The sequence below is a fragment of the Streptomyces sp. NBC_00057 genome, from assembly GCF_045041165.1.
Taxonomy (GTDB): Bacteria; Actinomycetota; Actinomycetes; order Streptomycetales; family Streptomycetaceae; genus Streptomyces.
Genome location: NZ_CP108256.1, coordinates 3,105,216 through 3,125,471, shown reverse-complemented (window position 1 = coordinate 3,125,471; position 20,256 = coordinate 3,105,216). Strand labels below are relative to the sequence as shown.

At 71.0% G+C, this 20,256-nt stretch carries 16 protein-coding genes and 1 pseudogene; 3 read left to right on the top strand and 14 right to left on the bottom strand.

Annotated features, from left to right (window positions below):
* Window positions 1-68: 68 nt before the first annotated feature.
* Window positions 69-1,316 carry a styrene monooxygenase/indole monooxygenase family protein gene (locus tag OG953_RS14350; RefSeq protein ID WP_405684576.1) on the top strand — a complete coding sequence of 416 codons (1,248 nt, stop codon included), beginning with the start codon at window positions 69-71 and terminating at the stop codon, window positions 1,314-1,316.
* An 84-nt stretch (window positions 1,317-1,400) separates the two neighbouring features.
* On the opposite strand, the gene OG953_RS14345 is transcribed toward OG953_RS14350, so the two are convergent.
* From OG953_RS14345 to OG953_RS14325, 5 genes are all read right to left on the bottom strand, one after another.
* Window positions 1,401-2,576, bottom strand: coding sequence for an NlpC/P60 family protein (locus OG953_RS14345; RefSeq protein WP_405684575.1), 1,176 nt, complete (start codon window positions 2,574-2,576; stop codon window positions 1,401-1,403).
* Window positions 2,577-2,741: 165 nt separating this feature from the next.
* Complete coding sequence (locus tag OG953_RS14340) at window positions 2,742-5,282, bottom strand: PQQ-binding-like beta-propeller repeat protein (RefSeq protein WP_405684573.1); 2,541 nt, start codon at window positions 5,280-5,282, stop codon at window positions 2,742-2,744.
* Window positions 5,283-5,363: 81 nt separating this feature from the next.
* A complete protein-coding gene (locus OG953_RS14335) occupies window positions 5,364-5,630 on the bottom strand; it encodes a hypothetical protein (RefSeq protein WP_405684571.1) in 267 nt (88 codons plus the stop codon).
* 17 nt (window positions 5,631-5,647) lie between these two features.
* Window positions 5,648-6,403 (bottom strand): TetR/AcrR family transcriptional regulator, encoded by a 756-nt coding sequence (locus tag OG953_RS14330; protein WP_405684570.1) that lies wholly within the window; start codon window positions 6,401-6,403, stop codon window positions 5,648-5,650.
* A 47-nt stretch (window positions 6,404-6,450) separates the two neighbouring features.
* The gene (locus OG953_RS14325; protein ID WP_405684569.1) at window positions 6,451-7,386 is read right to left on the bottom strand and encodes a diiron oxygenase; all 936 of its coding nucleotides are present in this window, start codon (window positions 7,384-7,386) and stop codon (window positions 6,451-6,453) included.
* A gap of 373 nt (window positions 7,387-7,759) precedes the next feature.
* On the opposite strand from OG953_RS14325, the gene OG953_RS14320 reads away from it, so the two are divergent.
* Window positions 7,760-8,878, top strand: a complete 1,119-nt coding sequence (locus OG953_RS14320; protein ID WP_405684567.1) for a ferritin-like domain-containing protein — start codon at window positions 7,760-7,762, stop codon at window positions 8,876-8,878.
* A 35-nt stretch (window positions 8,879-8,913) separates the two neighbouring features.
* On the opposite strand, the gene OG953_RS14315 is transcribed toward OG953_RS14320, so the two are convergent.
* Window positions 8,914-9,798 (bottom strand): alpha/beta fold hydrolase, encoded by an 885-nt coding sequence (locus OG953_RS14315; RefSeq protein WP_405684566.1) that lies wholly within the window; start codon window positions 9,796-9,798, stop codon window positions 8,914-8,916.
* 118 nt (window positions 9,799-9,916) lie between these two features.
* Here OG953_RS14315 and OG953_RS14310 point away from each other — a divergent pair, with 118 nt between their 5' ends.
* The gene (locus OG953_RS14310) at window positions 9,917-10,813 is read left to right on the top strand and encodes an ADP-ribosylglycohydrolase family protein (protein WP_405684565.1); all 897 of its coding nucleotides are present in this window, start codon (window positions 9,917-9,919) and stop codon (window positions 10,811-10,813) included.
* 4 nt (window positions 10,814-10,817) lie between these two features.
* Here OG953_RS14310 and OG953_RS14305 read toward each other — a convergent pair.
* The 8 genes and pseudogenes from OG953_RS14305 to OG953_RS14270 form a co-directional block, all read right to left on the bottom strand.
* Window positions 10,818-11,245: pseudogene (locus OG953_RS14305) on the bottom strand (DUF3291 domain-containing protein).
* Entirely contained in the window at window positions 11,242-12,300 is a 1,059-nt protein-coding gene (locus tag OG953_RS14300; protein ID WP_405684564.1) for an amidase family protein, read from the bottom strand. The pseudogene OG953_RS14305 and the gene OG953_RS14300 overlap by 4 nt, the downstream one beginning before the upstream one ends.
* Window positions 12,301-12,304: 4 nt before the next feature.
* Window positions 12,305-13,762 carry a penicillin-binding transpeptidase domain-containing protein gene (locus OG953_RS14295; protein WP_405684562.1) on the bottom strand — a complete coding sequence of 486 codons (1,458 nt, stop codon included), beginning with the start codon at window positions 13,760-13,762 and terminating at the stop codon, window positions 12,305-12,307.
* A 55-nt stretch (window positions 13,763-13,817) separates the two neighbouring features.
* Window positions 13,818-15,197, bottom strand: a complete 1,380-nt coding sequence (locus tag OG953_RS14290; RefSeq protein WP_405684561.1) for an FtsW/RodA/SpoVE family cell cycle protein — start codon at window positions 15,195-15,197, stop codon at window positions 13,818-13,820.
* A gap of 120 nt (window positions 15,198-15,317) precedes the next feature.
* Window positions 15,318-16,685: an ATP-binding protein gene (locus tag OG953_RS14285; RefSeq protein ID WP_405684559.1), complete on the bottom strand. Its 1,368-nt coding sequence runs from the start codon at window positions 16,683-16,685 to the stop codon at window positions 15,318-15,320.
* On the bottom strand, window positions 16,682-17,458 hold the full coding sequence (locus OG953_RS14280; RefSeq protein ID WP_405684557.1) for a hypothetical protein: 777 nt from the start codon (window positions 17,456-17,458) through the stop codon (window positions 16,682-16,684). The genes OG953_RS14285 and OG953_RS14280 overlap by 4 nt, the downstream gene beginning before the upstream one ends.
* Window positions 17,459-17,560: 102 nt before the next feature.
* Window positions 17,561-17,908, bottom strand: a complete 348-nt coding sequence (locus OG953_RS14275) for a zinc-ribbon domain-containing protein (RefSeq protein ID WP_189273382.1) — start codon at window positions 17,906-17,908, stop codon at window positions 17,561-17,563.
* Complete coding sequence (locus OG953_RS14270) at window positions 17,905-20,085, bottom strand: HEAT repeat domain-containing protein (protein WP_405684555.1); 2,181 nt, start codon at window positions 20,083-20,085, stop codon at window positions 17,905-17,907. The genes OG953_RS14275 and OG953_RS14270 overlap by 4 nt, the downstream gene beginning before the upstream one ends.
* Window positions 20,086-20,256 lie beyond the last annotated feature (171 nt).

The following is a 20,256-nucleotide window of genomic DNA, read 5'->3' as shown; positions in this document are numbered from 1 at the left end:
CTTGGCCGGATCGGCCTAGATCTTCAGCACCCTCCTCGCTCGCACGCAACACGTAACGGAGAACCGCGATGCGGAAGATACTCATAGTCGGAGCCGGTCAGTCCGGTCTCCAGCTCGCCCTCGGACTGCAGTCCCGAGGGTACGAAGTCACCCTGATGTCCAACCGCACCGCCGACGAGATCCGCTCCGGCCGGGTCATGTCGACGCAGTGCATGTTCGACACGGCGCTCCAGTACGAGCGTGACTACCAGCTCAACTTCTGGGAGTCCCAGGCCCCGCGCATCGAGGGCCTCGGCATCTCGGTCGCCGCTCCCGACTCCTCGCGCGCCGTCGACTGGGTCGGAAAGCTGGACAGCTTCGCCCAGTCCATCGACCAGCGCGTGAAGATGGCCGGCTGGATGGAGACCTTCGCCCAGCGCGGCGGACAGCTCGTCATCCACGGTGCCGCCGTCTCCGACCTGGACTACTTCTCCCGCACCTACGACCTGGTGATGGTCTCCGCGGGCAAGGGCGAACTGGTCTCCATGTTCGGCCGGGACGCGTCCCGTTCGCCGTTCGACGCCCCGCAGCGCGCCCTGGCCGTCGCGTACGTCCACGGCATGGGCCCGCGCCCCGAGCACCCCGAGTTCGACGCGGTCCGCTGCAACCTGGTTCCCGGCGTCGGCGAGCTCTTCGTGATGCCGACCCTGACCACGTCGGGCCGCGCCGACATCCTGTTCTGGGAGGGCGTCCCGGGCGGCCCGCTGGACGCGTTCCAGGGCATCAAGGACCCGTCCGAGCACCTCGCCAAGACGCTGGAGCTCATGGAGCGGTTCCTGCCGTGGGAGTACGCCCGCGCCACCAAGGTCGAACTGACCGACGCCAACGGCACCCTGGCGGGCCGTTACGCCCCGACCGTACGCAAGCCGATCGGCCGGCTGCCCGGCGGCGGTCTGGTCCTCGGTGTGGGGGACGTGGTCGTCGCGAACGACCCGATCACCGGCCAGGGCTCCAACACGGCCTCCAAGTGCGCGAACTCCTACCTGAACTCGATCATCGAGCACGGCGACCGCGAGTTCGACGCGGAGTGGATGCAGGCCACGTTCGACCGGCACTGGGAGACCACGCAGCACGTCGTGAAGTGGACCAACGCGATGCTCGGCGTTCCGCCGGAGCACGTGCTGAACCTGATCGGCGCAGCCGGCCAGCTCCAGCCGGTCGCCAACCGCTTCGCCAACGGCTTCAACAACCCGGCGGACTTCGAGAACTTCTTCTTCGACCCGGAGAAGACGAACGCGTACCTTGCCGAGGTGTCCGGGGCCGCGTCGGCCGCCTGACCGCAGCAGCCGGGCCGAGTCCCGTCGGGAATCCGACGGGACTCGGCCCGGCTGTCATGTGCGGACGCCACGGCCCCCGGCCGGCTACTGCTCGGGCGCCGACGACGAGCTGTACCCCGCGTCCGAGCCCGAGGACGCCCCCTGCGGGAGCTGCGGCGGCTTGTACGCGGACAACGGCGCGCTCTGCGGATCCGGCCGTACGGCACCCAGCAGTGGATTCGACGCCACCGGCGAGACCTTCACCTGCGAACCCGGCCGGGGCGCCTGCACCACCTGGCCGTTGCCGATGTACAGCGCCACATGAGTGGCCTTCGGGAAGTAGATCACCAGGTCGCCCGGGCGTAGTGCGTCGATCGGCACCTTCGGCAGCTGCCGCCACTGCTCCTGTGAGGTCCGCGGAATGACGCGGCCCGCCTTCGCCCAGGCCTGCGAGGTGAGCCCCGAGCAGTCGAACGAGTCCGGCCCCTCCGCACCCCACACATACGGCTTGCCGACCTGCCCGATCGCGTACTCCACCGCCTCGCCGCCCGTCTGGGACGGCGACCTGGTCGAGGACAGGGCGCCCGAGGCGGCCAGGGCGCCCTGAGCCTTCGCCATGCCCTGCTGTTCCAGCCGGGACAGCTCGGCCTGCTGCGCGGCGGAGAGCGTGGCCAGTTTTGCCTCGACGGCCTTGATTCGCGACTGCACCGCGTCCCGCTGCTTCTTCTGCTTCGTGGCCAGGACCTGCTGCCGGTCCAGCACCTTGCGGGACTCGGCCGCCAGGTCGTCGGCGCGCTTCTCGGCGCCGGTGAGCCGCTTCACGGTGGCCGCCCGCCCGGTCGCCGCACGCCGGATCACATGCTCCTGGTCCAGGAAGTGCTCGGGATCACGGGCCAGTAGGAGCTGCATGTACGAGGAGATGTCGGACCGCCCCTGGTACTGCTCACGGGCCAGCTGCCCCGCCTCGTCGTGGCTGTCGGACAGCGCGATCCGGGCGGCGACGAGGGAGGCGTGAACCTTCTTCGCCTGCGCCTTGCGCTTCTTCAGCTCCGCCGCGGTCCCGTTGTACGTCTCGGTGGCCTCCTCGGCCCGCTGGTACAGCTTCTGCAGCTCGGTCAGCAGCTGGGCGACGCTTTTGTTCGTGGCCGCAGGGGCGGCGGGCGACTTCGCGGTGGTGCCCGCGGCGGGTCTCGGGTCCACGGGTGCGGCGGCTGCCGGCGAGGTTACGACTAGCGTGGTCAGGGTCGCGGTGCAGACCGCACGCAGGACTCCGCCTGACACGACATCACCTCCGGTGACGGCGCGAGTCATGGGACTTCCCCATGAGTGAGCGCGAGGAATCAAATACGGTCACTCGGTGTCACGAGATGCAAGAACCGTGCGGTGTGGCGGCAGACGGGTTCGCCCGGAAGGCGGTGGGCGGGCGCGGACCTCCTGGGCCTTCGCTCAGGTGACCGGGAAGGCGTAGAAGATCCGGTCGCGCTGGACGACGGCGGTCTTTCCGGCCGCCAGCACCCGGTACGGAGCGGTGACTGTGGGCCCCTTCGGGTCCTGCGACCCGATGTCCTGGAACTTCCACAGCCGTCGCCCGTTCTCCGCCGCGAACGCGGTGACCTGGGCTCCGTCCGCGGCCAACAGCGTCCTGCCGGTCGTGCTGAGCGTCACCGCGGGGGCGGCGGCGCCGGGTGCCGCCTCCGTCGAGCGCCGCCAGCGCAGCCGCCCCGTCTCCCGCTCGACCGCGCCCACTTCCTGGTTGCGGTTGGTGGTGTGCAGAAGCGTTCCGGTGGCGACGGGGGTCCCGTACGGGGTCCCGGTGGTGCCGTTCAGCGTCCACTTCGGCTTGCCTGCGGGGATCTCGAAGGCCTGGAGATCGTCGCCCACCGCCGCGTACAGCAGGCCCCGGTCGTCGCCCATGGCCGCTCCGTCCGGTGCGATCGTGCCGAACGACCTGCTCCAGAGCAGCTTTCCGGTCTTCTGGTCGAAGCCCCGGAAGACGGCTTTCCCCTTGGCGGCCTTCACATCGCCGGGTGTCAACGTGCCTGTGCTCTGACGTACGACGAAGTCGTCCTGCCCGACAGAGATCAGCCGGTGGACGGGGGCGGCCGGTCCGCGCCCGGTGGGTACGGGGGTCCGCCACAGCTCCTTGCGCTGCAGGACGTCGTAGGCGAAGAGATACGACTTGACGACCTGGGTGTCCTTGCCGCGCTTCTTGCCCTTCTTCGGAGCCGGGGCCTTGACCGTGACCTTGTTGGAGCCGGTGAACCAGACCACCGGTCCGAACGAGCCGACGACCCCCGACACCGCGAGGTTCGGCGCCCCGGTGAACTCGTCCGCGTATCCCACCCGGTGCGCGACCTTGCCGTCCTTCGGCGACAGCCACAGGAACTCGGACGGACCGGCGACGAAGCAGAGATCCTCCCCGGCCGGCAGCGCGGCCTGTCCCTTGGCGGCGTCCGTGTTCTCCCAGACCCGGCGCCCGGTACGCAGATCGATGCCGGCCGCCCCGCTCTCGCTGGTCAGCACCAGGAGCCGATCGTTCCAGAGGGCGGCGGTGAGCGGCGGCGGTTCGGCCGCCGGGTGCGTGTACACCCAACGCGGCTGAGGCGGCAGCCCCGCGACGGTGGGACCGCTGCGGCTCGGCGCGGGCTTGGGATCGTCCGTCGTCCCCCCGTCACCGGACCCGAGTGCGAGCACCCCACCCCCGCCGACCACCAGCCCAGCGGCCCCGGCGGCGAGCCCGATGAAGAGGCTGCGCCGACCGACGGCGGGGGCGGCCGGGGAGGGGGCGGGAGCCGCGGGGACCGGCAGCGGGCTGGGCGGCAGCACAGTGGAGGGCGGGAGTACGGCAGGAAGCCCGGCGGCGGGCGTGGCAGGGGGCGCGGTGAGTTCGCGCGGTACGGACAGCTGGGTCGTGGGCCGGTCGGTCCTCGGGACGTGACGCCCGATGTCCCCCAGCTGAGTGGTACGGGTGTCCCGGGCAGGGGCGAGTTCGCGACCGGGCGCGTCGGCCGGTGCGCCCGATGGTGTGGCGTCCGCAGGTCCGTCGACGGGCCCGTCAACCGGCGCATCCACCGGATGACCCGCCGAGACCGAATCCCGGACCCTCACCCCCTGTTCCGTCACCGCAGCCGCCAACCGTTCCGGCAGCCAGTCGCCCTTTGCCAGGCCCGCCGCCCCCTCGAGGGCCAGCTCCGCCGCCACCGTTCCCGCACTCGGCCGGTCGGCCGGGTCCTTTGCGAGGCAGCGGGCGATCAGGTCTCGCAACTCCTCGGGAACCGCGCCGAGTTCAGGGTCCGTGCGGGCGATCCGTTCGGCGCCCTCGGCGGCCGGGCCGTCGGCGAGCGGGGTCGTGCCGGTCGCCGCGTACGCCAGCAGCAGGCCCAGCACGAAGAGATCCGAGGCCGGTCCGGGCTCCTCTCCCTCGACTTGTTCCGGGGTGAGATAGCCGAGACGTACGGACAACTGCCCTCCGGGCCGGGCCTCGGCGGCGGCCGCAGCGCCCAGCGGGCCGAACGCGGTGAGCCGCGGCCCGTCCTCGGCCAGCAGCACCGTCCCGGGAGCCAGGCCCTGGAGCACGGCTCCGGTGGCGTGCACGCGGGAGAGGGTCTCGGCAATGCCCGCGCCCAGTATCCGCACGGCACGCTCGGGAAGCGGCCCCACGAGCTCGATCGCCTCGGAGAGCGTCAGCGCGGGTACGTAGGGGCCGGCCGTCCACGGCAGGTCGTCGTCCGCGTCATCGGCCGGCGTGTCGAGCTGCGGCTGGACCCAGCCACCGGCCATCCGGTCCGCGGTGCGGGCCTCCGCCTGGAAGCGGCGCCGGAAGGCGGGCAGCGCGGCAAGTTCGGGGCGGGCGGCGGTGACCACCACGGTTCTGCCCGCGGCCGTGTCGTGCGCGAGGTACTGAACGGCGCTCGCGGTCTCGCGGCACCGCGCCAGCACGGCGTACGGACCGATGCGGCGTGGATCGTCCTGACGCAGCGCCTCCATGGCGCACCCCCTTGCTGACCGTGCCCGGCACCAGAGCGTCGATCTTAGACCGATCCCTCCGCCCCGCCGGGTGCCGCACCCTCAGTCCGGCTTGGACCAGGGCCACTTGCGGCTGTGCCGCTCACGGCCCTCGGGGGCGTACTCGTACACCCAGCCCCGCGGAATCCCCAGCCGCTTGGAGTGACCGGCCGGCACCCGGCGGTATGCGTATACGGTGGCGGGCCCGCCGTCGGCGGCCGGCACCGGGACCTCGTACCACTTGGGCGGATGGCCGGTCGGACCGACGAGTACGGGCAGTACCCGCCCGTCCAGGGGGCCGCCGGTGAAGTGGGTGTTCTCGCTTCTCACCGCCCCAGTCTGACCGATCAGCCCTCGGGCAGCAGATGGGCCGCCCCGCCGACCACAGGGATCAGCCGTTCTGCCAGCCGCCCGGCCGGACCTGCGGCATTCTCCAGAGGCAGCAGCTCCGCCACCGCCGAGGCGGTCTCCGGGTCCGTCGCCGCCGTCGCGGCCAGCAGCGCGATCAGCTGGTCGACCAGCCAGTCGCGCAGATCGGCCGCGGCGGGCTGCTTACCCTCGTCCAGCCATATCAGGGACGCCGCTTCGACGGCCGCGATCCAGGTGCGCACCATCATCCGTAGCCGGGGTCCGGGCCGGGGCCCCGCACCCGCGGCGCCCCGGCCCAGGTGCAGCAGGATCTGCTCGGCCGCCGCCCGTCGCACCTCGTCGACGATCGCGGTCGTACGGGAGGTCTCGACGACGCTCCCGCCGCGCAGCAGTGCGCTGAAGCCGGCGTCGTGCTCGTCCACGAAGGCGAGATATCGGTCGAGCACCCGCAGCACCCGCTCGATGGGCGGCCCCACGGGCGGCTCGCTGAAGCACAGGATCAGTTTCTCGGCGGCCGACCTCAGCGCCGCCTCGTACAACTGCTGCCGTCCGCCCGGGAAGTAGCGGTACACGAGCGGGCGGGAGACCCCGGCGACCGTCGCCACCTCGTCGAGCGAGACCTCGTCGGGGGCCCGGTGTGCGAACAGAGTGAGCGCCGCACCGAGGAGCTGGGTGCGGCGCTCCTCGACGCTGAGCCTTCGGTACGCACGGGTCGGCGGCGCGGCAGCGGTCATGCCATGAAGCCTAAGCGCTCCGCCCGAACGGGCAACGGGGCGTCGGCTCAGGCGAGCAGGCCGGAGCTCTTCCACAGCCTGCGTCCCACCCCGTTGAGTACCCCGATGTCGTCCAGGAAGTCCGTCAGCCGCTTCGCGCCGGTCTGCATGATCTCCGCCCGGTGGCCGCTCGCCTTCACCTGGGCGACGGCCTCGCGGCGGTCCAGGCCGACGTTCTCGTACACCAGCGGGTTGATGAAGCAGACGGAGAAGACGCGGGCCGCCTCGCCGCAGCTCACCCGGGTGAACTCGCGCTCCCAGCGCGGGGCGGTCACCATCTGGCGGCGCAGCTCCTCGCGGGCGTACCGGACGTGCCGTGCCTCCTCGACGACATGGATGCGCGTCACACCGCGCACCAGCGTCTGGACGCGCTCGTCCGGGAACGTCAGCCGCTGCATCCAGTCGAGGATCTCCTCGCCCAGCAGGGTCGCGGCGAACGAACCGGGCGTGGTGGAAATGGTCTTCAGCACGCGTGCGAGGTTGTGATAGACCCGCGGTACGGGGTAGTCGGGCGACCCGCTCCACTTGATCATGCGGCCGAACATCATCGAGTGCCGGCATTCGTCGGCTATCTCGGTGAGCGCGTAGCGGACGTGGTTGCTGGTCACCGGCTTGTCGTAGATGTGCCGGACCAGCAGCTGCATGAGGATGATCTCGAACCAGATGCCCAGCGAGGCCAGCGAGGCCGCCTCGTGCCTGGCCAGGTCCGACCGCTGCTGCTCGGACATCCTCCGCCACAGCGGGGTGTCGTAGAGCGAGACGAGTTCGGGCGGCCAGAACCACTTGCCGTCCTCGATCGCCGAGTCCCAGTCGAGTTCCTTGTCCGGATCGAAGGAGTGCTTGGCCGAGGATTCGAGCAGCCGCTCGGCGATCTGCTCGCGGTCCCGGAGCGGGCCGAGTGCATCGCGAAGCAACTGCACGTCGCGTTCGGTCACTGTCGTCATGGCTGGAGGCACCTCACACATGGGTTACCGACGGTCACTTCTTATGAGACTCTCTGTCAGTAAGGCCGTCAATCCCTTGCGCACGACTTGTTGACCCGGCGTCTATCAACGTGTGAACCTGCCAACTGACTCAACCGCCACGGAACTTAGACCGACCGGCAAATGGGGGGTGGGAGAAGGAGCGGGGCTGGGTGCGTGCAGCTGCAAGGCGGAGGAGGGAGACAACGCGAAGGGGGTCCCCCCATGCCTTTAGGGCTATGGGGGAGTTGTCGACTGACGACAACGCCGCAGATGTGCGTGCCCAGCCCCGTGACGCCGCCCCCCATGTGCCGGTCGGTCCTATCGGAGCACACAAGGCGAGAAGGAGCCGTCCGTGTCGACACACGACCTCTACACCACCGCCCCCGACGCACCGCTGTGGCAGGTGCCCGCCTCCGGCGCCGCCCGCTTCAGCTGGGACTACGACGACGGCCGCGAACGCCTGCTCGCCCTCTACCAGAAGGGCAAGGACAAGCAATGGGACGGCAACAAGCGCATCGACTGGTCCCTGGAGGTCGACCCCGCCGACCCGCTCGGCACCCCGGACGACGTCCTCACCCTGTACGACACGCCGCACTGGGCGAAGATGACCGACAAGGACCGGGGCGAGCTGCGCAAGCACTACACCGCCTGGCAGTTCAGTCAGTTCCTCCACGGTGAGCAGGGCGCCATGGTCTGCGCCGCCAGAATCGTGGAGTCCGTCCCCGACCTGGACGCGAAGTTCTACTCCGCGACCCAGACCATGGACGAGGCCCGGCATGCGGAGATATACAGCCGGTTCCTGCACGAGAAGGTCGGGATGCTCTACCCGATCAACGACAACCTCCAGGGCCTGCTCGGCGACACCCTGCGCGACTCCCGCTGGGACATGCCCTACCTCGGCATGCAGGTCCTCATAGAGGGCCTCGCCCTGGCCGCGTTCGGCATGATCCGGGACACGACGACCAAGCCGCTTCCCAAGCAGATCCTTGCGTACGTCATGCAGGACGAGGCCCGGCACGTCGCCTTCGGGCGGATGGCGCTTCGCGACTACTACAAGCAGCTGAGCGACGCCGAACTGCGCGAACGCGAGGAGTTCGTCATCGAGGGCTGCTATCTGATGCGCGACCGGCTCAGGGGCGTCGAGGTGCTGGAGAACTTCGGCATCGGCAAGCAGGAGGCCGAGGAACTCTCCGAGCAGTCACCGTTTCTGCAGCTCTTCCGCAAGCTGCTGTTCAGCCGGATAGTGCCGTGCGTCAAGGACATCGGCCTGTGGGGCGAACGGCTCCAGAAGGCATACGTCGACATGGGTGTCTTCGAGCTCGGCGACTCCAGCCTCGACCTGCTGATGGCCCAGGACGAGGAGCTGGCCGAGCAACTGGACCGGGACCGTTTCGCGGCGGAGGAACAGGCCAGGGTCGCCGAGGTCGAAGAGGCGATTGCGCGGGGCGGGGCCGGCCCGTCCGGGGACTGAGAACAGAGCGGCCGTCCGGCGGGGACCCGGGGGACTCACAGCCGGGCGACGAATCCCCGCACCAGCTCGGCCACCTGTTCCGGCACCTCCAGCAGCATCGCGTGCGTCGCCCCGATGCCCTGGGCCGTGACGCCCGCCCGCTCCGCCGCCAGCTCTGCCAGATCCCGGGCCAGGCCCTGCCCGTACGCCTCCAACAGCTCGTCCAGCCACTCCAGACCGGGCGTCGGCGGAACCCGGTGCAGGGCCCGGACCAGCAGCAACGGGCAGGGGACACGGCGAAACAGCGCGAACAGATCGAGGGCGTCCAGAGCATCCAGCATCTCCAGCGCGCACTCCCGCTCCGGCAGCAACTGCCACCCGCCGTCGTCGAGTTCTCGCACACTCGCGCGGAACGAGGCCTCGGCCCGCTCGTAGGGGATGCCCAGCCCCATGCTGTACGTGGCCTGCTGTTCCACGTACTCCGCGGGCATCCGCTGCCCCGCCGACGCCCGGGCCAAGTCCCCGATCTCGGCCAGCCGCCGCGTCACCTCGCCCGCGTCCAGCCCCGGGTACTGCGCGGGCGTGCCCCACCAGAAGCCGTCCAGGTTCACCGCCCCCGACACCCGGTCCGGCCGCTCGGCGGCGTACAGCGCGGCGACCATCCCGCCCAGCGAATGCCCGACAGGGACCACGGCGCCCGAGACCCCCAGGGCGGCAAGGGTCTCGTCCAGGTCGCTCAGCACCGCGTCGAACGACCACGACGCAGCGGCACTGCGGCCGTGCCCGGGCAGGTCCACGGCGAGCACCCGGTGGCCGGAGGTGAGGTGCGGGGCGACGGCGTCCCAGTCGGCGAGGGAACGCGAGGCCGCATGGAGCAGAAGAAGGACCGGCCGGCCACCGTCGTCGGGGCCGCCGTGGTCGCGTACATGAAGAACGGTCATGCAGTCACGGTAGGGCGCGAAAAGCGGCTCGAGATCGTTCGACAGCACGACGGAACGGGGCACTTTCCTGGGCCATAATGGATGTACGCCGTCCGCCGGTCCCGGGAGGATGGCGCGTATGACGACTCCGCCCCCGCCCCTCACCGCAGGCTCCGCAGCCGCCCGCCGAAGCCTTGAAGCACTGGCCCTGGGCGATGCGTTCGGCGAGCGGTGGTTCCCGCTCTTCCGCGAGCCCCGGCAGGCATTCGACGAGATCAAGGCGCGTCGCACCCCCGAGGAACCGGTCTGGCACTGGACCGACGACACCGCCCTGGCCCGCGCCCTGCTGCGCGCCATCGACGAAAACGGCCGGGTCGAACAGGACCGCCTCGCGCTCTGCTTCGCGCTCGCCTTCGAGGCCGACCCGGCCCGCGGCTACGGCCACGGCATGCACATCCTGCTGCCCGAACTGCTGACCTCACCGGCCGACTGGCGCACACTGGCGCCCGAACTCTTCGAGGGCGGCAGCCTCGGCAACGGTGCCGCGATGAGGGTCGCACCGCTCGGCGCGCACTTCCACGAGGACGTCCCTCACGCCGCCGAGCAGGCCGCGCTGCAGGCGGCAGTCACCCACGCACACCCGGAGGGCATTGCGGGCGCGGTGGCCGTCGCGGTTGCGGCGGCGCTGTCGGTCCGCGGCGAGTTCACCCTGGCCGCGGTCGCCGACCGTACCCCCGAGGGGCTCGTACGCGACGGCCTGCACCGGGCCATGGACGTACCCTTCGCCACCGAGCCGTGGAAGGCTGCCGACCTGCTGGGCAACGGACAGCGCATCCGCGCCGACGACACGGTCCCGTTCGCCCTGTGGACCGCGGCCCGGCACCCGGACGACCTGGAAGCGGCGCTCTGGGCAACGGCCGAGGGCTTCGGTGACGTCGACACGACCTGCGCCATCACCGGCGGCGTCGTCGGCGCGGCCACCGGGGTCGACGGAGTGCCCGCACAGTGGCTGCAACGCCGGGAGCCGCTGAACTGAGCCGTCAGCCCTTCGCGGTCGGCGCCGCCCGACCGCCCGGTCGGCCCGTCGCGGCAGGTGCCGGGAAGGACTTCCGCAGAGTGAACGCCCGCTCCGTGGGCCCGTGTTCACGCAGATGACGCAGGCGCTCCTCGGCATCCTGCACCGTCGGCGCACGCCCGCCGGCACCCACCACAGGGCCGTCATGGCCTCCTCCACCCGCTCGAACCACTCGCGCCGCCGCGCCAGCAGCTCGCGGTGCTGCCCTTGGTACATGAACGCCGTCAGTGCGTCCGTGTCGCGCCACACCGACATGTTCACGATCAGTCAGGTGTCCCCGAAGATCGGTACGTCGGTGGCGTTGCCGGTTTCGCTCTGCAGCCGCCAGACGAAGTCGGCGGCCTTGTCGGCGACCGCGTTCACCGGGTCGAGGGCGTCGACGAAGCCCTTCAGGTCATCAGTACTTTCTCCACCGCAAGGGCCATTCCGAGCAGCGAGACGTCCGCCCCGCGCTCCGCGGCCAACTGCAGCCCGACCGGGCAGCCGTCCGCCGTGAATCCGGCGGGCACACTCGCGGCGGGATGCCCGCTGAGGTTGAAAGCCCAGGTCAGCGCGGTCGAGTAGAGCTCGCCCGGACCGTCGTGGCCGTGCGGGCGGTTGGGGGTGGTCGGGGTGAGCAGCAGAGGGGTACGGGAGAACAGGCCGTCGAGCCGGACGTCGTTCTCGCGGCGGATCTCCGCGGCGGCCGGGGACGGCTCCCCGCTCCGGACCGCCTGCCATGCCTCTCGCGGGTCGAACAGTTCGCACGTACGGTCCACGAGCCGCACCACCCCGCCCGCCACGAGCCGCCCCACCGCGCGCCGGACGACCGACTCGACTTCCGGGTCGACCTCCGCGTACCCCAGATCGGGGCTGAAGACAGCGGGGATCGGAAGGTCCGCCGTCGCCGGTTCGCAGCCGTCCAGGACACAGCGCAGATAGGTCTGGGCCTGGGCCGCCGAACGGGTCAGCACCCCGGCGGAAGCGAGCCCGGACCGGTCGGGGGAGGGCAGCAGGCCGTTCGTCGTCTTCAGGCCGAACACCCCGCACCACGCCGCCGGAATCCGTACCGACCCCGCCCCGTCGCTGCCGGTCGCCAGCTTCACCAGATCCGCCGCGACCGCCACCGCCGAGCCCGCCGAGGAGCCGCCGGGTGTGCGCTCGGGGTGCCACGGGTTGACCGTACGGCCATGGGCGCCCAGCCCCCAGGTCTGCCAGGGCGTGCCGGGGCCGGGCACCGAGGTCGCGCCGACCGGGACGCCGCCGGCCGCGACCAGTCGCCGGGCCGCGTACGAGCGGATACCGGCCGGCCCCTTGACCGCGAACGGCATACCGGCCAGCGGAAGCTGACGGGCCCGACCCTCGTCGGAGAGCGCCCTCTCGGGCCACACCTCGATGAACGCGCACAGGAGCGGATCCTCCCGCCCGATCCGCTCCAGCGCCCGGCCCACCTCGCCCGCATCCGTCACGCGGTCAGCTTCCCAGAGCCGCCTGCATGACGGAACGGGCGATCGGGGCCGCGCTGCCGCCGCCGCTGATGTCGGCCCGGTTCGCGGCGGCGTCCTCGACGACCACCGCGACGGCGACGGCCGGCTGCGCCGAGTCCGGCGCCTGCGCCCAGGAGATGAACCAGGCGTAGGGCCTGCCCGAGTTGTCGATGCCGTGCTGTGCGGTGCCGGTCTTGCCGCCGACCTTCACCCCGTCGATCGCGGCGTTGGACCCTGTGCCCTGCTCCACGACGTCGACCATCATCCGCCGCAACCGCACGGCTGTCCGAGGACTCATCGCCTGGTGGTAGGTGTGCGAGCCGTTCCGGTGGACGGTCGAGCCGCTTTTCGTGGTCGTACGGTCCACCAGATACGGGTACTTGAGGTCGCCGCCGTTCGCCACGGCCGAAGCCACCATCGCCATCTGGAGCGGTGTCGCCGTCGTGTCGAACTGCCCGATCGACGAGAGCGCCAGCTGGTCGTCGGACATCTCGGTGTCGAAGTTGCTCTTCGCCACCCCCGACGGGATCTTCAGCCCGGTGTCGTTGAAGCCGAACTTCCGCACCGCGTCCACCATGCCCTTCAGCCCGACCCGCACCCCCAGCTCCGCCATCACGGTGTTGCAGGAGACCCGGATCGCCTCGGCGAGCGAGGCGTTCTCGCAGCCTTCCGCCTCATTGGGGAGCGTGGTCGACGTACCCGGCAGAACATAGGGGGACGGGGTGTCGGTCTCGTCGTCGGGGTCGGTGACGACGTCCGCGTCGAGGGCGGCCGCCGCTGTCACGATCTTGAAGGTGGAGCCCGGCGGATAGGTCTGCCGGATCGCCCGGTTGAGCATCGGCTGGCTCTTCGCCGCGTTCAGCTGCTGCCAGGCGTCGGTGACCGACGAACCGGTGCCGGATAGCCACCCGGGATCGTACGAAGGGGTCGAGACCAGCGCCAGGATCCTGCCGGTCGACGGCTCGACGGCGGCGACCGCGCCCCGCCGCCCGCCGAGCCCGTCGTAGGCGGCGCGCTGCATCGAGTCCTTGATGGTCGTGACGACGTTGCCGCCGGGCTGCTGGCTGCGGGTGATCTCGTTCCACAGGGGGAACGGGGCGAGCATCGAGTCGGTGCCGGAGAGGATGCCGTCCTCGGCGTTCTCGATCAGCGTCGTGCCGTACGTCTGCGAGGCGTAGCCGGTCACCGGTGCGTACAGCGGGCCGTATCTGTACGTGCGCTCGAACTTGAGCTGCTCGCCGGTGTTCTTGGTGCCGGTGACGGACTTGCCGCCGACCAGGATGTTGCCGCGCGGCTGGCTGTAACGGGCGATCGTGAGGCGGCGGTTGGCGGGATTGTTGTCCAGACTGTCGGCATCGAAGACCTGGATGCGGGCGGCATTCAGAAGCAGCGCCACGAGCAGCACCAGACAGAGCGCGGCGGCCCGGCGGATGTAGCGGATCACGGCCTGGCCTCCGGGGCTCGCGGCGGGTACGGGATCACGGCTCGCGGGTACGGGATCACAGCTCGTCCTCCGCCGTCGGCGCGATGACTCCGGTCTCCACATGGTCGGGACGGGGTCTGCGGGCCTGGTCGCTGACCCGGATCAGCAGCGCCACGATGATCCAGTTGGTGACGACGGACGAACCGCCCTGGGCGAGGAACGGCATCGCCATGCCCGTCAGCGGGATCAGTCCCATCACCCCGCCCGCGATCACGAACACCTGGAGCGCCAGGATCGAGGCGAGACCGATCGACAGCAGCCGCCCGAAGGGGTCGCGCAGGGCGAGGCCGGCCCGGTATCCGCGGGCGACCAGCAGCGTGTACAGCAGGAAGATCGCGGTCAGCCCGGTCAGGCCGAGCTCCTCGCCCGCGGTCGCCAGAATGAAGTCCGACTTGACTGCGAAGCCGATGAGGATGGAGTGCCCGAGCCCGAGCCCGGTCCCGAGCATCCCGCCGGCGGCGAACGCGAACAGTGACTGGGCCAGCTGGCTGGGTCCCTGACCGGCGTCGATGGAGGCGAACGGGTCGAGCCAGTCCTGGACCCGGCTGTGCACATGCGGTTCGAAGGAGCCGACGACGAACGCGCCGACGGCGGCGAGCAGCAGACCCACCGCGACCCAGCCGGTCCGGCCGGTCGCCACGTACAGCATGATCACGAAGAGGCCGAAGAAGAGCAGCGAGGTGCCCAGATCGCGTTCCAGGACCAGCACACCGACGCTGAGCAGCCAGATCGCCACGATCGGGCCGAGCACCCGGCCGGTGGGGAGCTGGAGCTTCCAGATCTGGCGGCCGGTGTAGGCCAGGGCGTTGCGGTTCGCGGCGAGATACGCGGCGAAGAACACGGCAAGCAGGATCTTGGCGAACTCGCCCGGCTGGAAGGATAATCCGTCGACCCGGATCCAGATCTTGGCGCCGTTCACCGCCGGGAAGAAGATCGGCACGATCATCAGGACCAGGGCGGTGGCGACCGAGAGATAGGCGTACCGCTGGAGCACCCGATGGTCGCGCAGAAAGACGACCACCACGATGAAGAGCGCCACGCCGAGCGTGGACCAGATCAGCTGGGTGGGGGCCGCCTGGTCCTTCGGCGTCTCCAGGTCGAGCCGGTAGATCAGCACCAGGCCGAGCCCGTTGAGCAGTACGGCGATGGGCAGCAGCAGCGGATCGGCGTACGGGGCACGGAAGCGGACCGCGAGATGGGCGAGGAGTGCGAGCAGCCCCAGGCCCGCGCCGTAAGCGGCCACGTCGGGCGGGACCGCGTCGTTCCTGGCCAGGCCGACGGCGGCGTAGCCGTAGACGGAGATGAGGACGGCCCCGACGAGGAGCAGCAGCTCGACTCCGCGCCGCTTGGGCAGACGTAGATCGGGCGGGGGTGCGTCCGCCGTCGTTGCGGTCATGCCACGCAACGTAGCAAGAGGTGGTGTCTATTTCCCTTATGTCATAGCGGGTATGTCCACAGACGTGTCCATGAGCGTCTGCCCGGCGGCAGGCGTCGGCGGATGTTCGGCTGACGCCCCTCACTCCTTGTGACGCGCTCCGGATTCCGGATCGTCCCGGCTCTCCGACACCCCGTCGTTCAGCCGTACGTACTCGGGGAGCGTCAGCCGGGCCACCGCCCCGCCGTCCCGGGCGTTGGAGAAGGTGAGGTCGGCGCCGATCACCTCCGCCTGCCCGACGGCGATGGTCAGCCCGAGACCGTGTCCCTTGCCGCCACCCTCGGTACGGAACCGCTGCGGGCCGTCGGCCAGCAGATAGTCCGGAAAACCCGGCCCGTGATCGCGCACGGTCACCACCGGCCCGTCGACCGTCAGTACCACCGGGGGGCGGCCGTGCCTGTGCGCATTGGTGATCAGATTGCCCAGCACCCGCTCCAGGCGCCGCTTGTCGGTCTCGATCCGTACGTGCTCCTGCGGTCGCCCTGCGGCGGTTCTGTCGGAACGGATCTCGGTCTCCGTTCCGGATGCGCGCACCACGCGTTCGACGAGCGGCGCCAGTTCGTGGACATCGAGATCGACCTGCTCCGTACGGGCGTCCAGCCGGGAGATCTCCAGCAGATCCTCCGTCAGCCCCCTCATCGTCCGGACCCGGTCCCGTACCAGTTCGGACGGCCGTCCCGGCGGCAGCAGTTCGGCGGCGGCCGAGAGACCGGTCAGCGGGGTGCGGAGCTCGTGGGCCACATCGGCGGTGAACCGCTGCTCGGTCAGCAGCTTGCGCTGGAGCGTGGACGCCATCGTGTCCAGCGCGCCGGCGACGATCGCCACCTCGTCCTGCGGGCGCGAAGGGTCCGCCGTGCGCAGGTCGCCGACGCGGGCGTCGAGGTCGCCCGCACTGATCCGGCGGGCCACCCGGGCCGTCTGGTGCAGCCGCCGGGTGACCCGGGTGACGGCGAATGCGCCGACGAGCAGGGTGACGCCGGTGGCCAGCAGGGAGGAGCCGACGATCGCCCCGTCGAGATCGTTGATCGTGCGGGCGCTCTGGCTGTAGTCCACCTCCGTTGCCAGCGCACGGCCGTCGGCCGGAGCCGCCGCCCACATGACCGGATGCCCGTTGTGATGGGCGACGAGCGTGCCGCGGTCGCCGCCCGCGGCCAGTGCGCGCAGCGAGGCAGGCAGCCCCGGCGGATCGATGCCGGAACCCGGCGGGAGCGCCTCGCCCGTCTCGTACGCGACGGTGACGTCCTCCAGCCGGGACAGCGCCTCGTCGCGGGCCTGGCCGACGGTCTGACGGGTCACCTCGCTGTGGACCAGCACGCTCAACAGCGCGGCGAGGGCGCAGCACATCACGGTGATGAAGACGGCCGACTTCCAGGTGAGCGTCGCGGTCCAGGCAGGCGCGCGCAGCCCACGCCGCTTCGTTCCGTGCCGCCCGCCCCCGCGCCACCTCATCGACGCTCCGCGGAGACGCCGACGGACGGTGTGGCGGTGGGCCCGGCGGTCGTGGATCCGGTTGTCGGACGGGCGGTCGTGGGGTGCGGCTGCGGGGCCCGGGACGCAGGGATCCGGAGGATCTCGTCCCGGGTGGGCAGCATCGCGCGCTGCCTGCCGTCCCAGGACCAGGCGGTGCGGTACTCGTACCCGGTGATGGCCGACGGCACCCGCATGATCAGATCCCGCCCGGCCAGGTCGACGCTGATCACGGCGTCCGCGGTGGACAGGATCCGGGTCAGCCCGCCCGCCTCCGGCATATAGACCCGTACGGAGAGCTGGCGGCCGGGCAACCGGATGCCGAGCACCATCTCGTCCTTGCCGTCGCCCGTCAGATCACGGAAGTAGGGCTGCAGCACGGGACAGGAAGCCGGTTCGGTAGGGCAGGCGACGATGTGGCGGACCGTGTCGGCGGGGAGGCCGGCCGTGCCGCTGGACCGGTTGGGCCGGGCCTTCAGGCCCGCCTGCACCACCGCCACCGGATCCAGACGGTGCACATCGCCGTCCGGCACCTCGATCCCTGGGATGTGTGCGGTCTCGCCCTCGCCGTAGTCGTACGGAGCGGCGGAGGCGGGCGGCAGCTCGGGCCAGAGCCGGGCGGGCCCGATGGCGGTCGGGGTCGCTCCGGCGCTCCGCAGCCCCCCGCCGGTGCCGCAGCCGGCCAGCAGCACTGCGCCGACGACGGCCCCGAGGGCCGCCGCCGAGCGGCGCTGCACCCGGTGATGCGGATGCATGACACCCTCCCTTCCCGCGGTCTGTGCCTCATAGACCTTATTCGGAAGGAAGTCATTTTTGTCTATTTGATACCGGCTTGGGGTGCTGTTTGGGATGCTGCTTCAGCGCTGGTAGGGGTTTTGTCCCTGTCCGCCCGGCGCGTATCCCGGCTGTCCCTGTCCCTGTCCCTGTCCCTGTCCCTGCGCCTGCCCGAACGGATTGCCGTCCTGCGAGGCGGCATGCTGCGCCAGCAGTTGTTCGGCCTGCTCCTTCGGGATCTGCTGCTCCCCGCCGCAGAACGTGCACTGCGTCGCGAACTTCGTCGAGAACGGGAACAGCGGCACGAAGAACAGCGTGAACTTCGTGACCCGCTTGCGCAGCGTGTGCGCGGCAGGATTGCCGCACCAGCCGCAGACCATCGTCAGGATGGCCAGTTGGTACAGATAACCCCGCGTACCGAAAATGATCATGTTGTGGGTCCCTTCCCCGCATTACCCAGAAGCGCCTGCCGGCAGAGCGCCAGCAGCTTTTCGTCCTCGTATGTGTCGTGGCTGCCGTATCCACCGTCCATCGCGTTGTGACGACGTACGGAGGCGAGCTCGGCGCGCAGCACATGTGCCACGTCCGACCCTGCACCAGCGACACCCGTCCGCGCCAGACATTCCGCCACCCGGACCCGGACATGACGGTTCTTCTCCCAGGCCGCCAGGAGCACCGGCACGGACTCCTCGGCCCGCCCGGATACGTCCCACAGCGCGATCGCCGCATCCACCCGCAGCCACAGCTCCTCGTGCCCGAGCAGTGCGCGCAGCCGGGGCGCCGTCACCGCCGCCCGGGTCCCGAGCCTGCCCAGCGCGTTCACAGCGGAGCGCCGCTCGTGGGCCCGCTCCGCCTGCAGGCCCTCGATCAGCACCGGCAGCACGGCGTCGGCGTCCCCGTCGACCGCCCACAGGGCCTCCGCTATTTCCGTCGCCGAGGTACTCCCGGGGCGGCGCAGCAGAACACGCAGCTCCGGTACGGCACTGTGCGCCGCGGGCCCGAACGAACCGAGCGCCCGCAGCGCCGCCGTACGCAGCCACTCGCCCCGGTACTCCGGCGCGCCGCGCAGCACCCGCAGCACCTCCGGCATCGCCTCGTCCGCCCGTAGCGCGGTCAGCCCCGTGAGCAGCGGGCTCGCCCGGTCGTACGTCCCCTCGTGGAGACGGACCTCGCCGAGCCTGCGGCGCAGCAGAGCGGTCAGCGGGGCCGCTGCCGTCCCCAGACAGCCGATGGCGAATCCCACATCGTGCGGCACCTCGGGCCGCTCCAGCGCGGCGGCCAGCGCGGGCACAGCACGGGCATCACCCAGCCTGGCCAGCGCCTTCACCGCGCTGCCGAGCCCCGGAGGCCCGCTGGGCCAGTCCTGAACCCAGGCTCCGGGGTCCGCCGCCACCCGAGCCGCCAACGCATCGGCGGCGGGCGCGGCGAGCCCGAAGAGCTCCTCCAGCACATGCGCGGCGGCCTCGGCCAGCCGTGGCTCGGGGGTGGCGAGCTGCTCACCCACCAGCCGGACCAGCTCCTCGTACGAGCCGCGCCAGGCCCGGATCAGCCCGCTGCTCATCCGGAGCGCATCGATCCGCTGCTGGTGGTCGGGGCTGCGCAACTGATCCGTCAGCAGCGCCGTCCGCTCGGCGACCCGGTCGTCGAGCCCGATATGCAGCGTCCGCAGCAGGTCCGCCGTCCAGGGGGCGGTGCGCCCCGAAGCCTCCTCGTCGGACAGCGCCCGCAACTGTCCCACCAGGGTCACAGGCGCGGCCCGTTCCTCGACGGGCGGCTCCCCGGTCACGGCCGCCTCCGAGTGCGGGTCGGCGGCCGCGACCGCCTCGGCCGGACCGGCCTGCGCATCGACCTCGGGAGCCGCCTCGGCCCGACGCACGGGCACCGAGCGCAGCTGCCTCAGCAGCCCCGTCACCACTCGTACGACATCGCCCGGCAGCGCATCCGGCGCGCACCGCGCCAGCTGGGCCAGTGCGGCGAGCCGCAACCCCGGCGGGAAACCCTCACCGGCCAGCCGGGTCAGCCAGTCGGCCACCTGCCCGGCCAGCGCGCGATGCCGCAGAGCGACCCGCCCCGCGGCCTCGACCAGGGCGAGCCGTACCTCCTCGGCCGGCTCCACCGGCAACCGCTCCCGCAGCAGCGCGAGGACCCGCACGGGGTGGCGGTGGAGCGTGGCGAGCGCCAGGGGCGCGGAGAGCCGCGCGCCCGGGTCCTCGTCGGCCATCAGCTCGAAGAACACCCCGGCACCCGCGGTGACGGCGGTCGCCGCCATCGCGTAGTTCGCCGCGCCCTCGATCTCGTCCTCGTCGATCTCGTCCTCGTCGTCCCCGTCCAGATCGATGCCGCCGATGCTGGTGAGCAGCTCGACGATGCTGCCCCGGTCCTGAATGCCCGGATCCACGACCAGCTCGAAGAGAAACGGAATACAGGCCAGCGTGCATGCGTACACATCACCCTGGTGGTGAACGGCCCCGTACATCCCGTCCAGCGCCGCCTCGCGCTCTGCCGGATCGGCGGACGCGAGACCCCGCAGCATCGTCGGCACATCATCGGCAGGCCCGTAGGCATGCTCCATCGAGGCCCAGTCGACCTCGTCGATCCCTGCGAACACGCCATCGCCTCCCCACGCAATTCCACGAAGCAGTGTCTGCGAGGAGTGTGCACCACGGCTCGGACGCTCCGCCCTCCGCGTGCGGTCTTTTCATGACGGACATGACAAGATCGTCCGTCATGCGCTACGCGCTCCGGGGGCGAATTTCGGACGCGTCGATCGACCGATGAA